This window comes from Kocuria palustris, from assembly GCF_007666205.1.
GTDB lineage: Bacteria > Actinomycetota > Actinomycetes > Actinomycetales > Micrococcaceae > Kocuria > Kocuria palustris_A.
Map to the genome: position 1 here is coordinate 187,515 of NZ_VDOR01000002.1, position 11,924 is coordinate 199,438.

Consider the following 11,924-nt stretch of genomic DNA (forward strand, 5'->3'; position numbering starts at 1 on the left):
GCGGCGCCGGTTCCGAGGGGCTCGACGCATCGCGCGGCGCGGCGTCAGTCGTGGCCGTGGCCCAGGCTCTCGTGGCGGCGATGCGAGGCCGGCTCCAGCTGGAAGGTCGTGTGCTGCACCGCGACCGGGAAGTGCTCGACGGCGCACAGCTGCAGGGCGTCCAGGACGGAGGGCAGGGAGCCGTCGTGGAAGCACTCGTCCTCGACGACGACGTGCGCGGTGAGCACGGGGACCCCTGTGGCGACCAGGCTGGCGTGCAGGTCGTGGACGGCGACGACGTGCGGGACGGTCTCGAGGTGCTCGGCGACCTCGGCCACGTCCAGCCCGCGCGGTGCGGACTCGAGCAGCACCGAGCCGGACTCCCGCAGCAGGAGCAGGGCCCTCGGCAGGATCAGCACGGCGATCAGCAGGCCGGCCAGCGCGTCGGCCCCGGTCCAGCCCGTGAAGCGGATCGCGGCAGCCGCCGCGATCACGGCCACGGAGCCCAGGGCGTCGTTGAGCACCTCGAGGAAGGCCGCGCGCATGTTCAGGGACTGGCCGCGGCCGCCCGAGAGCACGAGCAGCGAGGCGATGTTGGCCGCCAGGCCCACGGCCCCGATCACGGCCAGGAGCACGACGTCGACGTCGTCGGCCGGCGGGGGATCGATCAGGCGGCGGATGCCCTCGACGATCGCGTAGACGCCGACCGCGAGCAGGACGGCGGCCTGCAGGCCCGCGGCCAGGATCTCGGCGCGCTGCCAGCCCCAGGTGCGGCGCGAGGACCGGGGGCGGGTGCTCAGCAGGGAGGCGACGAGGGCCACCAGGAGGCCGCCGGCGTCCACGAGCATGTGCGCGGCGTCCACGAGCAGCGCCAGGGAGCCGGTGATCGCCGCGCCGATCAGCTCGGCGATCAGGATCGAGGCCGTGATGCCGAAGGCGATCGCCAGGCGGGTCCGGCCGGCGCCGGCCGCATGATCGTGGCCGTGGCCGTGGCCGTGGGCGGGGCTCGTCCGGGCGGCGCGGCGGCCACCCGGCTCGTGCCGATCGGCCATGCTGCGCCCCCTCGTTCTCGCGGATGTCCCGGAATCTATCACGGGCTCGCCGGCCCCGGTCGGGCCCGTGCCGCGAGGTCCCCGGGGCCTCGTAGGATGGAGCCATGAGCGCTCCGCTGGACGACCCCCGACGCCGCGGAGCCGTGCCCGGGATCGTCGCGGTGCTGGCGCCCGCGGCCCCGCTGCTGCTGGCCGCCTGGCTTGCGCTGTCCTCGGCCCCCGTGGGCGGACCGGGTGCCCGGTGGGGGATCTGGCTGGGGGCCCTCGGGGCTCCGCTGGCCCTGCTGCTGTGGACCGCGACCGGGCTGATGCTCTCCGATGCCCGCCGCTACGCGCAGCGACGCCCCCGTCCGCTGACCTGCTGGCTGATGGTCGCCTCGTGGGCGCTGGCCGTCGTGCTGGGGACGCTGCTGCCGGATCTGGTGGACGGCGAGCCGGCCTCGATCTTCCTGAGCGCCTTCCCCGGGGCCACCGTGGGGCTGAGCTCGGGCTTCGCCAACACCATCGGCGTCCTCATGTTCGCGTCCGCTGCGGCCGCCCTCGTCGCCGCCGCCCTCGACGTCCGCCGCACTCGTCTCCTCGCCCGGGGAGAGCCCCTCGCGCCGGATCCCGAGGAGGAGGACCGGCTGAGGGAGCAGTGGCTCGAGTCCTTCCGCTGAGCCGCTCCGCCGTCCGCCCGTGGCACCCCTGACCGCCGCCCCTCACCTGCTGAACGGAACACCCGGATGAACAAGGCACTGGACGCACTGCGCGACGGCCTCGTGCCGCCCTCCCGGGGAGAGGAGCCCGCGCCGAAGCGCGACAGCGGGCTCCTGACCGTCCCCAACGCCGTGACCGTCCTGCGCTTCGCGCTGATCATCCCGGCGATCGCGGCGATCCTGCAGATCCAGGAGCGGCCGTGGATGCCGCTCGTGCTCGTGACCATCTTCTCGCTGACCGACTGGGTCGACGGCTTCCTGGCGCGGCTGCTCGACCAGTACAGCGACATCGGCGCCCGGCTCGACCCCATTGCGGATCGGCTGGGCCTGGGACTGGTGATCATCGCGCTGACCGTCGAGGGGATGCTGCCCCTGTGGGCGGTCGTCGTGATCGCGATCGTCGACATCACCCTGGGCATCGCGCTGGTCCGGCTCCGGGTCGCCGACCGGATGAAGGTCACCTGGGCCGGCAAGCTGCGCACGGCCCTCACGATGTTCGGCGTGGTCGCGGTGCTGGCCGGGCCGGCCTTCGACTGGGCCTGGCTGTCGGCGCTGGGCTCGGCGTGCGTGCAGGTCGGCGCCGTGCTGCACGTCCTGACGGGCATCGGCTACCTGCGCACCGCCCGTCGTCTCAGCCGCGGCGCATGACGGCCTGCTCGACGCCCAGCGCATCGGTCATCAGCTCGACGAGCTCGAACCCGCTGCGCTCGTAGAGGCGGCGGCTGCCCGGGGTCGTCGCCTCGAGCACCGCGGGCAGCCCCTCGGCGCGGGCGAGCCCGTGCTCGAGCAGGGTCGAGCCCACGCGGCGCCCCTGCGCCGCGGGTGCCACGGTCAGCATGGCCAGCCGCCAGTGCGGCTCCCGGGGGTGCAGGCGGTCCAGATCCCGGTGGTCCTGCGCCTCGATCTCCGGGTCGACCCCCAGGATCGCCTCGGCCCGCTCCTGGACGTCGTTGCGCGCCGGGCTGGGCGCCTCCGGATCGACGGGCCGGTCCCAGATCGCCACGCCGAGCAGCTCCGGGGCCTGCTGGCCCTGCCGACCCGACAGGACGGCAACGTCCACCTCGGCGCGCTGCAGCCAGTCCTCCTCGAGCAGCAGGCGGTAGTGCTCGTTCAGCCGCTTGGTGAGGTCGTCGCCGCCGGCCGCGTGCGCGCGGGTCCAGGGATCGTCGGTGAAGGCCAGGGCCATCACGGCGGCTGCCGCCTCGGCGTCCTCGGGAGTCGCTCGGCGCACGCTGATCTGCGCGGCGGCCTCCTGGCCGGCGTCGGCGGTGCGGGGGGAGTCCATGGCGGTCCTCTCGTCTCGACGGCGCAGCGCGCGGATCCGCCGGGCCCGTGCCGGGGACGGCTCCGGGAGCTCGTGCTGCGCGGCGCTGCGATGATGCTCGGACTCCACGGTAACGGCCCGCGCGCCGGCCGGCCGACCGCGCGGTCGCTCGGCAGGGACCCCGGCGGGCCGGGAGTCAGCGCTTCGACTCGGAGACCCAGATCGGGATCACGCCGCGCACCACCTCGGTGCCGTCGCGCAGCCGGGCCGTCACCCGCACGGGGATCTCGCAGGGCAGCGGCTGCTGCCAGTCCTGGGGATCCGTCTCGGCATGGCAGCGGACGTCGCCGGGGACCTTGGCCACGTAGTCCAGGCTGATGCCCTTGGGGATCCACCGCGCGCCGGGGGCGACCGTGGCCTCGGCGAGCAGGCCCATGGCGGCCTCGAGGCCGTTGCCCACGGCCAGGGCGTGGACCGTGCCGATGTGGTTCTGCACGGCCCGTCGCTTCCTGATCTGCACGACGGCCCGGTGCGGGGCCATCTCGATCACCTGCGGGCGCACGGAGGCGAAGTACGGGGCCTTGAGCATGTAGGCCAGGGAGAAGGCCTGCCGGCCCAGAGGGCGAGCCGAGAGCCGCTGGTACAGCTGATGCGTGGAGGTCATGGGGCGATGGTAGGCCGCGGGGTGGGGCAGATCACAGGCGGCCCCTCTGAGCCGCCGAGACGGCGCCCCGCAGCGGAATGAACTCTGGCGCAGAAAAGTTGATAAAGGTAGACTCAAGGCAAGCGATCACAGAGGCGTCAGGGTCCGCGGAGTCAGTGCAGCGGACGGGAGCGCCGGAACCGGAGGACTTCTTCATGGACACTCAGCTGACCACTCGCTCGCAGGAGGCCGTCTCCGCGGCGGCCACCGCGGCCTCGACCGGGGGCCATCCGCAGATCGAGCCCCTGCATCTGCTCGACGCCCTGCTCCAGCAGCGCGACGGCGTGGCCGACGCCGTGCTGGCGGCCGCCGGCGCGGACGTCGCCGCGCTCGCGTCCACCACGGCCCAGAAGCTCGGCGCCATGCCGTCCGTCTCGGGGGCCACCGCCAACCAGGCGCAGTTCAACCGCGCGGCCCTGCAGGCCGTCAAGTCCGCCGAGGCCTTCGCCCGCGAGCTCGGCGACGAGTACGTCTCGACCGAGCACCTGCTCTTCGGCATCGCCGACGGCCAGGGGGCTGCGGCCGAGGCGCTCGCCGCGGCCGGCGCGGATCCGTCGACCATCCGCGCCGCGATCCCGCAGGTCCGCGGCGACCGCCGCGTGACCTCACCGGATCCCGAGCAGACGTTCCAGGCGCTCGAGAAGTTCGGCACCGACCTGACGGCGATCGCCCGCGACGGCAAGCTCGATCCGGTGATCGGGCGCGACGGCGAGATCCGGCGCGTGGTCCAGGTGCTCTCGCGCCGCACCAAGAACAACCCGGTGCTGATCGGCGAGCCCGGCGTGGGCAAGACCTCGGTGGTCGAGGGCCTGGCTCAGCGCATGGTCGCCGGCGACGTCCCCGAGTCGCTGCGCGGCAAGACCCTGATCGCACTCGACGTCGGAGCCATGATCGCCGGCGCCAAGTACCGCGGCGAGTTCGAGGAGCGCTTCAAGGCCGTCCTGGACGAGATCAAGGCCTCGGAGGGCCAGGTCGTCACGTTCATCGACGAGATCCACACGATCGTGGGCGCCGGCGGCGGCTCCGAGGGCGCCATGGACGCGGGCAACATGCTCAAGCCCATGCTGGCCCGCGGCGAGCTGCGCCTGATCGGTGCGACCACGCTCGACGAGTACCGCGAGAACATCGAGAAGGACGCCGCCCTGGAGCGCCGCTTCCAGCAGGTCTACGTGGGGGAGCCGTCGGTCGATGACACCGTCGCGATCCTGCGCGGGCTCAAGGAGCGCTACGAGGCCCACCACAAGGTCCAGATCGCCGACAGCGCCCTCGTGGCCGCGGCCGGGCTGTCGAACCGGTACATCCCGTCGCGGCAGCTGCCGGACAAGGCCATCGACCTGGTCGACGAGGCCGCCTCTCGCCTGCGCATGGAGATCGACTCCGCCCCGGAGGAGATCGACCAGCTGCGCCGCCAGGTGGACCGGCTGACCATGGAGGAGCTCGCGCTGGACGGCGAGACCGATCCGGCGTCCGTCGAGCGGCTGGCCGCCCTGCGCAAGGACAAGGCCGACCGTCAGGCCGAGCTCGACGTCCTGAACTCCCGGTGGGAGCAGGAGAAGGCCGGGCTGAACCGCGTGGGCGATCTCAAGGCGCAGATCGACGACCTGCGCTCGCAGGCCGAGCGCGCCCAGCGCGGCGGCGACCTGGGGGAGGCCTCGCGGCTGCTCTACGGCGAGATCCCGTCCCTGCAGAAGGAGCTGGAGAAGGCCCAGGAGCAGGAGGACGCCGCGGGCGAGCGCGAGCTCATGGTCTCCGAGGAGGTCACGGCCGACGACATCGCCGAGGTCATCTCCGCCTGGACCGGCATCCCGGCCGGCAGGATGCTGCAGGGCGAGTCGGAGAAGCTGCTCGAGATGGAATCCATCCTGGGGCAGCGGCTGATCGGGCAGGACCGCGCCGTGCAGGCCGTCGCGGACGCGGTGCGGCGCTCGCGCGCCGGGGTCTCTGACCCGGACCGCCCGATCGGCTCGTTCCTCTTCCTGGGGCCCACGGGCGTCGGCAAGACGGAGCTGGCCAAGGCGCTGGCGGAGTTCCAGTTCGACGACGAGCGGGCCCTGGTGCGCATCGACATGTCGGAGTACTCGGAGAAGCACTCCGTCTCCCGCCTGGTCGGGGCGCCTCCGGGCTACGTCGGCTACGAGGAGGGCGGCCAGCTCACCGAGTCGGTGCGCCGCCGTCCGTACTCGGTCGTGCTGCTCGACGAGGTCGAGAAGGCCCACCCGGAGGTCTTCGACATCCTCCTGCAGGTGCTGGACGACGGCCGTCTCACCGACGGCCAGGGCCGGACCGTGGACTTCCGCAACACGATCCTGATCCTGACCTCGAACCTGGGCAGCCAGTTCCTGGTCGATCCGGAGCTCGACGAGACCGCCAAGCGCGACGCGGTGATGAGCGTGGTCAGCGCCTCGTTCAAGCCCGAGTTCCTGAACCGGCTCGACGAGACGATCATGTTCGACCCGCTGTCCACCGAGGACCTCTCGCACATCGTGGAGATCCAGGTGCGCCAGCTCGCGCAGCGCCTCGAGCAGCGCCGCCTGCGCCTCGAGGTCACGCCTGCGGCCACCGAGTGGCTGGGCCTGACCGGGTTCGACCCGGCCTACGGCGCCCGTCCGCTGCGCCGGCTGGTGCAGCAGCAGATCGGCGACCGGCTGGCCCGCGGCCTGCTCTCCGGCGACATCGTCGACGGCGACGTCGTGCGCGTGGATGTCGATCCCGGCATAGACAGCGACGGCCTGGTGGTCACGGCCGAGCGCGGCTGACCGATCGGCGGCGGCTCGACCCGGTGCGCTCGCGGGCGCACCGGGTCGAGCCGTTCCAGTCCGAACGTGTACCCTGGGGCCACGAATCACACGCACATCACCGGGGCAGCGCTGCGTGTCGACAGGCTGCCGACCGGAACCGAGAGACAGAGGGGGTCACGCTCATGGGGCGCGGCCGTCAAAAGGCGAAGGCAACGCGACAGGCTCGGGAGATGAAGTACTTCAGCCCCGAGACCGACTACAGCGCACTGCAGCGCGAGCTGCGGCAGTCGGGTCCGACCGAGCATCGGCCCCCGGCGGTCCGGGAGGACCAGGACGATCTCCTGGATCCCCACGCGGACGACCAGGACAGCTACGAGTACGACGACCGCCGTCGCTGATCCGGGCCCGTGAGGCGCCCGCGCGCCCCGGTGCCGCAGAGGCGGACGGAGCCGGCGGGGCCCCATCCCGGAAGCCGAGGACGAGGAGCCCCTCACCGCAGCAGCGGTGAGGGGCTCCTCGCATGTCCGGGCCGTCTGCGGGGACGCCGGCGCCTTCCGGTCCGGGCCCCGGTGCCGGTCGGGGCCTCAGGAGGCGTGCTCGCCCACCATGTGCACGGCGCCGCCGTCGACCCCCTTGGCGCCCTGGACCCAGTCGGGCCCCTCGCCGATGCCCTCGGCGGGCAGGTCCTCCACGCGCCCGAGCACCCACGAGTCCACGCCGCGGGACTGCAGGCGGGCCAGGGCGTCGTCGGCCGCCGAGGGGTCCACCACCGCGATCATGCCCACGCCGAGGTTGAGCGTGCGCTCGAGATCGGGCTGGGGGACCTTCCCGAGCGCCCCGATCAGCTCGAAGACCGGCGGCAGGGCCCACGTCGAGCGGTCCACGACGGCCAGGGCGCCCTGCGGCAGGACGCGGGCCAGGTTCGCGGCCAGTCCCCCGCCGGTCACGTGGGTGAAACCGCGCACGCCGGCCCCCGTCGTGCCGTCCGGGCCGTTGACGGGGAAGGCCCGGGCCAGATCCAGCACGTCGGCCGCGTACACGCGCGTGGGCTCGAGCAGCTCCTCGCCCAGCGTGCGGCCGAACTCCTCGACTCGGCGCTCGAGCGACCAGCCGGCGACGTCCAGGACCCGGCGGACGAGGGAGTACCCGTTCGAGTGGATGCCGGAGGAGGCCATGGCGATCAGCACGTCGCCGGAGCGCACGCGCTGGGGCCCGAGCAGCTCGTCGGCCTCGACCACGCCCGTGGCGGCGCCGGCGACGTCGTACTCGTCCGGGCGCAGCAGGCCGGGGTGCTCGGCGGTCTCGCCGCCCACCAGCGCGGTGCCGGCGGCCGAGCAGGCCTCGGCGATCCCGCGCACGATGTCGGCGATCCGCTCGGGCACGACCCTGCCGGTGGCGATGTAGTCCGTCATGAACAGCGGCTGCGCCCCGACCACGACGATGTCGTCCACGACCATGCCCACGAGGTCCCAGCCGATCGTGTCGTGGATGTCGAGGGCCTGGGCGATGGCGACCTTGGTCCCCACCCCGTCGGTCGACGACGCCAGGTACGGCGTGCGGTACCCCGTCAGCGCGGAGGCGTCCCACAGCCCGGCGAAGCCGCCGACGCCGCCGATGACCTGGGGCGAGTGGGTCGCCTGCACGGCGGCGCGCATCAGCTCGACCGCGCGGTCTCCTGCCTCGACGTCCACGCCGGCGGCGGCGTAGGTGATGCTCTGGGCCGGGGCGGCGGCCTTCGGATCGGTCACGATGCTCCTCGCTGCGGTTCTCTCGTCGGAGGCCGCGCCCTGCTCTGGCAGGACGGGGCCGGTGGGGGCGTGCTGACGGTGCGGTCGTTCGTGCGGGCTCAGCCCTGCGACGGGGAGCCCAGCTCCTCGGGGGAGCGGGTGTCGCGCTCGAGCACGAGGTCCTCGAGATCGGCATCGGGGCCGGGGTCGCAGGAGCCGGCCTCGGTCGAGCCCTCGGCGTCCTCGGAGAGGAGGACCTGCTCGCCGGAGGCCTCCTCGACCTCGTCGTCGCCGCGGTGCGCGGTCTCGGCCGCCGGCGCCGCGGCTCGTGCAGCGGACCGTCGGGACTCGACGACGGACTTGCCCAGGGCATCGGCGGCGGGCAGCTCGGTGGGATAGCGGCCGGAGAAGCACGCGGTGCACAGCTCGGAGGGCTCCTGGCGGGTCGCCTCGATCATCCCCTCCTCGGAGATGTAGCCCAGGGAGTCGGCGCCCAGGGAGGCGCGGATGTCCTCGATCGCGAGGCCGTTGGCGATCAGCTCGGCGCGGTTGGCGAAGTCGATGCCGTAGAAGCACGGCCACTTGATGGGCGGCGAGGAGATGCGCACGTGGATCTCGGCGGCCCCGGCCTCGCGCAGCATGCGCACCAGGGCGCGCTGCGTGTTGCCGCGCACGATCGAGTCGTCGACGACGACGAGCCGCCGCCCGGCCACGACGGACTTCAGCGGGTTGAGCTTGAGGCGGATGCCGAGCTGGCGGATGGTGTCCGACGGCTGGATGAACGTGCGTCCGACGTACGAGTTCTTGACCAGGCCGTTGCCGAACGGGATCCCGGAGGCGTCGGCGTAGCCGATCGCGGCCGGGGTGCCGGACTCGGGGGTCGGCATGACGAGGTCCGCCTCGACCGGGTGCTCCCGAGCCAGGGCCCGGCCCATGTCCACGCGCGACTCGTAGACCGAGCGGCCGTGGATGGAGGTGTCCGGGCGGGCCAGGTACACGTACTCGAAGACGCACGCGGCGCGCCGGGTCTCGGCGAAGCGGTGCGAGCGCAGCCCGTCCTCGTCGATCACGACGAACTCCCCGGGCTCGACCTCGCGCACGAAGGAGGCGCCCACGATGTCCAGCGCCGAGGTCTCGGAGGCGACGACCCAGCCGCGCTCGAGCCGGCCGAGCACGAGGGGTCGGATCCCCTGCGGGTCGCGGGCGGCGTAGAGGGCGTTCTCGTCCATGAAGGTCAGGCAGAACGAGCCGACGAGCTGGGGCAGCAGGGCCAGCGCCGCCTCCTCGAGCGAGTCGTGGGGGTGCTCGGCCAGCAGCGAGGTCACCAGGGCGGTGTCCGTGGTGTTGCCCCGGGCCATCTCGCCGCGGGAGGGGAAGCCGGACTTGTCGATGAGCTGGTCGTAGAGCTCGGCGGAGTTCGTGAGATTGCCGTTGTGGGCCAGGGCGACGGTCCCGTGGGGCGTCGCGCCCAGGGTGGGCTGGGCATTGGCCCACGTCGAGCCGCCGGTGGTCGAGTAGCGGCAGTGCCCGACGGCCATGTGCCCGGTGAGGGTGTTGAGCGTGGTCTCGTCGAAGACCTGGGAGACCAGCCCCATGTCCTTGTAGACGTTGATGCGCTCGCCGTTCGAGGTCGCGATGCCCGCGGACTCCTGCCCGCGGTGCTGGATCGCGTACAGGCCGAAGTACGTGAGCTTGGCGACGTCCTCGCCGGGAGCCCAGACGCCGAAGACGCCGCACTCGTCCTGCGGGCCCTTCTCGTCGGCGAAGGTGTCGTGGGTCAGTCGTCCATCAGGTCGCAGCACGGGCTCAGTCTCCCACGTCGGCGGAGCGGTCGTCGGCACGTCCGGGGGAGGACTCCGCGTAGGCCTGGACCTCGCGGGCGCGGCGCACGGAGACGCGGTCGGCGATCACGTAGGCGATCGCGCCCAGGGCCAGCCCGAGCAGGGCGAAGATCGTGGCCATGTAGCCGACGACCTGCCCGGTCGTGAAGCTGACGTTGCCCGAGCCCAGGACGCCCGCGACGATGCCGACGAGCAGGCCGAGCACGGCTCCCAGGACGAGGAACACGGGGGCCTTCGGCGCCCGGCGGTAGGTGAGGGTGGTCTGCTCGCGGCCGTCGTCGGCGGCCGCCGCTGAGCCGGCGTGCTGAGTGCTCGGGGAGTCTGCGGTGGGCATGGGTCTCAGGGTAGCGGCCGCGGCTGGGCGCGCGGTGCGCACTGGGCGGGGGCGGGCCTCAGGGCCCGAACAGCGGCAGGACCGAGGTGAGGTCGGTGCGGGTCCCGGAGGCGGAGACCCGGGCCGCGGCCACGGCCTCGTCCCAGCTCAGCCGGCCCGTGGCCAGCTCGAGCCAGGTCCCGGCGTCCGTCTCGACCACGTTGGGCGGCGTGCCGCGGGTGTGCCGCGGCCCCTCGATGCACTGGGTCACCCCCAGCGGCGGGACCCGGACCTCGACGGCATTGCCCGGGGCGCGCTCGGCGAGCTCCTCGAGGGTGAAGCGCACCGCGGTGGCCAGCTCCCGGCGGTCGAGCTGCTCCGGGCGGCTGCGCCACGCGGCCAGGGCCATCGTGCCGTCGGCCGGGGCGATGCGGCGCCGGGCCATCAGGCCTGCTCCCCTCGGGAGACGGCTCCGGGCTCCGCGGCGCCCGCGGCTGCATCGGGGCCGGCGGGCTCGACGGGCTCGTGCCCCCGGTCGCGCAGCAGCCGGGCCGGCTCGGGAGCCAGCTCGAAGCGCCCGACCGTCGCCGCCGCTCCGGTGATGGCCGGGGTCGAGCGCTCGATGACGGGGCGGGCCCGCTCGGGTTCGATCGCGCCCACGGCGATCAGCAGATTCAGCCCCACGAGGGCATTGGCGCGGCTCGAGCCGTCGAGGGTCTTGACCGCCACCGAGTACCCGTCGGTGGTGCCGAGTCCGAGCACGCCCTCCGCCCCGAGCTTGGCGATGACGTCGAGCTCCTCCATGATCACGGTGTTCGACCGGCCCGGGCCCTCCACGAACTCCGGGTAGTCGAGCATCGCCGTGGCGACCGTGGCCATGCGGGCCTCGGCGCGGATGTTGCGCGCGGCCGCGCCGAGCTGCGCATAGGCGCGGCCGAGCCCCGACAGGGAGACAGCCGCCAGCGGGGCGCCGCAGCCGTCGACCCCCACGAGCGCGGGCTGCTCGCCGGTGACCTCGGCGATCACGCGCAGGACCTCCCGCTGCAGCGGGTGGTCCGGGTCCAGGTAGGTCTGCTGATCCCAGCCGTTGACCGCGCATGCCGCCAGGAAGGCCGCGTGCTTGCCCGAGCAGTTGTAGAAGAGAGGGGAGTCCTGCTCTCCCTGCCGGTGCCGCCCGACGGCGGGGCACTGCAGCGCGGAGACGTCGACCCCGGCCTCCGCCAGGATCGAGCGCACCGCGGCGACCTGGTCGTCGTCTGCCCGATGCGACCCGGAGGCGATCGCGATCTGCCCGAGGCCGAGGATCGCCCCCGAGTTCATGGCGGCGATCGTCTGGAACGGCTTGAGGGTGGAGCGCGGGAAGATCGGCGTCTCGACGTCGCCCAGCTCGATCAGCCGCTGCCCGTCGGGGCCGGTCACGACGGCCGCGCCGAGGTGGCGCGTCTCCACGAAGCCGCTGCGGCGGATCCGGGCGAGCTCGACGGCATCGGCGGCCGCGAAGGTCTCCGCCGCCGCGGCGTCGCCGTCGGCGGCGGGGGTCGGGTTCTGCGTCGTCATGGTCCCCAGTATCGGGCATGGCGGGCCCGCGCATCGGCCGGTGCCCGCGACT

12 protein-coding genes are annotated in these 11,924 nt (G+C 73.5%); 4 read left to right on the top strand and 8 right to left on the bottom strand.

Going from position 1 to position 11,924, the window contains the following annotated elements; all coding sequences use genetic code 11:
- Positions 1-44: 44 nt before the first annotated feature.
- On the bottom strand, positions 45-1,031 hold the full coding sequence (locus FSY66_RS02940) for a cation diffusion facilitator family transporter (RefSeq protein WP_144791122.1): 987 nt from the start codon (positions 1,029-1,031) through the stop codon (positions 45-47).
- 104 nt (positions 1,032-1,135) lie between these two features.
- On the opposite strand from FSY66_RS02940, the gene FSY66_RS02945 reads away from it, so the two are divergent.
- Both FSY66_RS02945 and FSY66_RS02950 read left to right on the top strand, forming a co-directional pair.
- Positions 1,136-1,690, top strand: a complete 555-nt coding sequence (locus tag FSY66_RS02945) for a hypothetical protein (protein ID WP_144791124.1) — start codon at positions 1,136-1,138, stop codon at positions 1,688-1,690.
- 66 nt (positions 1,691-1,756) lie between these two features.
- Positions 1,757-2,377, top strand: coding sequence for a CDP-alcohol phosphatidyltransferase family protein (locus FSY66_RS02950; protein ID WP_144791127.1), 621 nt, complete (start codon positions 1,757-1,759; stop codon positions 2,375-2,377).
- Here FSY66_RS02950 and FSY66_RS02955 read toward each other — a convergent pair.
- Both FSY66_RS02955 and FSY66_RS02960 read right to left on the bottom strand, forming a co-directional pair.
- The gene (locus tag FSY66_RS02955) at positions 2,361-3,014 is read right to left on the bottom strand and encodes a GNAT family N-acetyltransferase (RefSeq protein WP_144791129.1); all 654 of its coding nucleotides are present in this window, start codon (positions 3,012-3,014) and stop codon (positions 2,361-2,363) included. The genes FSY66_RS02950 and FSY66_RS02955 overlap by 17 nt on opposite strands.
- A 175-nt stretch (positions 3,015-3,189) precedes the next feature.
- Complete coding sequence (locus FSY66_RS02960; RefSeq protein WP_144791131.1) at positions 3,190-3,657, bottom strand: hotdog fold domain-containing protein; 468 nt, start codon at positions 3,655-3,657, stop codon at positions 3,190-3,192.
- Between the two features lie 194 nt (positions 3,658-3,851).
- Between FSY66_RS02960 and clpB the strand changes: the two genes are divergently transcribed.
- Both clpB and FSY66_RS02970 read left to right on the top strand, forming a co-directional pair.
- Positions 3,852-6,452, top strand: a complete 2,601-nt coding sequence (clpB, locus tag FSY66_RS02965) for an ATP-dependent chaperone ClpB (protein ID WP_144791133.1) — start codon at positions 3,852-3,854, stop codon at positions 6,450-6,452.
- Between the two features lie 164 nt (positions 6,453-6,616).
- Complete coding sequence (locus tag FSY66_RS02970; RefSeq protein WP_144791135.1) at positions 6,617-6,832, top strand: DUF3073 domain-containing protein; 216 nt, start codon at positions 6,617-6,619, stop codon at positions 6,830-6,832.
- A gap of 186 nt (positions 6,833-7,018) precedes the next feature.
- Here FSY66_RS02970 and purM read toward each other — a convergent pair whose 3' ends face one another.
- The 5 genes from purM to FSY66_RS02995 all read right to left on the bottom strand — a co-directional run bounded on the left by purM (position 7,019) and on the right by FSY66_RS02995 (position 11,872).
- Positions 7,019-8,182: a phosphoribosylformylglycinamidine cyclo-ligase gene (gene purM / locus FSY66_RS02975; protein WP_144791137.1), complete on the bottom strand. Its 1,164-nt coding sequence runs from the start codon at positions 8,180-8,182 to the stop codon at positions 7,019-7,021.
- A 98-nt stretch (positions 8,183-8,280) separates the two neighbouring features.
- The gene (purF, locus tag FSY66_RS02980) at positions 8,281-9,963 is read right to left on the bottom strand and encodes an amidophosphoribosyltransferase (protein WP_144791139.1); all 1,683 of its coding nucleotides are present in this window, start codon (positions 9,961-9,963) and stop codon (positions 8,281-8,283) included.
- A 4-nt stretch (positions 9,964-9,967) separates the two neighbouring features.
- Positions 9,968-10,336: a hypothetical protein gene (locus tag FSY66_RS02985; protein ID WP_144791141.1), complete on the bottom strand. Its 369-nt coding sequence runs from the start codon at positions 10,334-10,336 to the stop codon at positions 9,968-9,970.
- A 58-nt stretch (positions 10,337-10,394) separates the two neighbouring features.
- Positions 10,395-10,760 carry a sterol carrier family protein gene (locus FSY66_RS02990; RefSeq protein WP_144791144.1) on the bottom strand — a complete coding sequence of 122 codons (366 nt, stop codon included), beginning with the start codon at positions 10,758-10,760 and terminating at the stop codon, positions 10,395-10,397.
- On the bottom strand, positions 10,760-11,872 hold the full coding sequence (locus FSY66_RS02995) for an asparaginase (protein WP_186304376.1): 1,113 nt from the start codon (positions 11,870-11,872) through the stop codon (positions 10,760-10,762). Before FSY66_RS02995 ends, FSY66_RS02990 begins: the two co-directional genes overlap by 1 nt.
- Positions 11,873-11,924 lie beyond the last annotated feature (52 nt).

Coding starts and splice junctions, on each gene's coding strand:
- FSY66_RS02940 (WP_144791122.1), bottom strand. CDS start 1,031: ATGGCCGATCGGCACGAGCCGGGTGGCCGCCGCGCCGCCCGGACGAGC.
- FSY66_RS02945 (WP_144791124.1), top strand. CDS start 1,136: ATGAGCGCTCCGCTGGACGACCCCCGACGCCGCGGAGCCGTGCCCGGG.
- FSY66_RS02950 (WP_144791127.1), top strand. CDS start 1,757: ATGAACAAGGCACTGGACGCACTGCGCGACGGCCTCGTGCCGCCCTCC.
- FSY66_RS02955 (WP_144791129.1), bottom strand. CDS start 3,014: ATGGACTCCCCCCGCACCGCCGACGCCGGCCAGGAGGCCGCCGCGCAG.
- FSY66_RS02960 (WP_144791131.1), bottom strand. CDS start 3,657: ATGACCTCCACGCATCAGCTGTACCAGCGGCTCTCGGCTCGCCCTCTG.
- clpB (WP_144791133.1), top strand. CDS start 3,852: ATGGACACTCAGCTGACCACTCGCTCGCAGGAGGCCGTCTCCGCGGCG.
- FSY66_RS02970 (WP_144791135.1), top strand. CDS start 6,617: ATGGGGCGCGGCCGTCAAAAGGCGAAGGCAACGCGACAGGCTCGGGAG.
- FSY66_RS02985 (WP_144791141.1), bottom strand. CDS start 10,336: ATGCCCACCGCAGACTCCCCGAGCACTCAGCACGCCGGCTCAGCGGCG.
- FSY66_RS02990 (WP_144791144.1), bottom strand. CDS start 10,760: ATGGCCCGGCGCCGCATCGCCCCGGCCGACGGCACGATGGCCCTGGCC.
- FSY66_RS02995 (WP_186304376.1), bottom strand. CDS start 11,872: ATGACGACGCAGAACCCGACCCCCGCCGCCGACGGCGACGCCGCGGCG.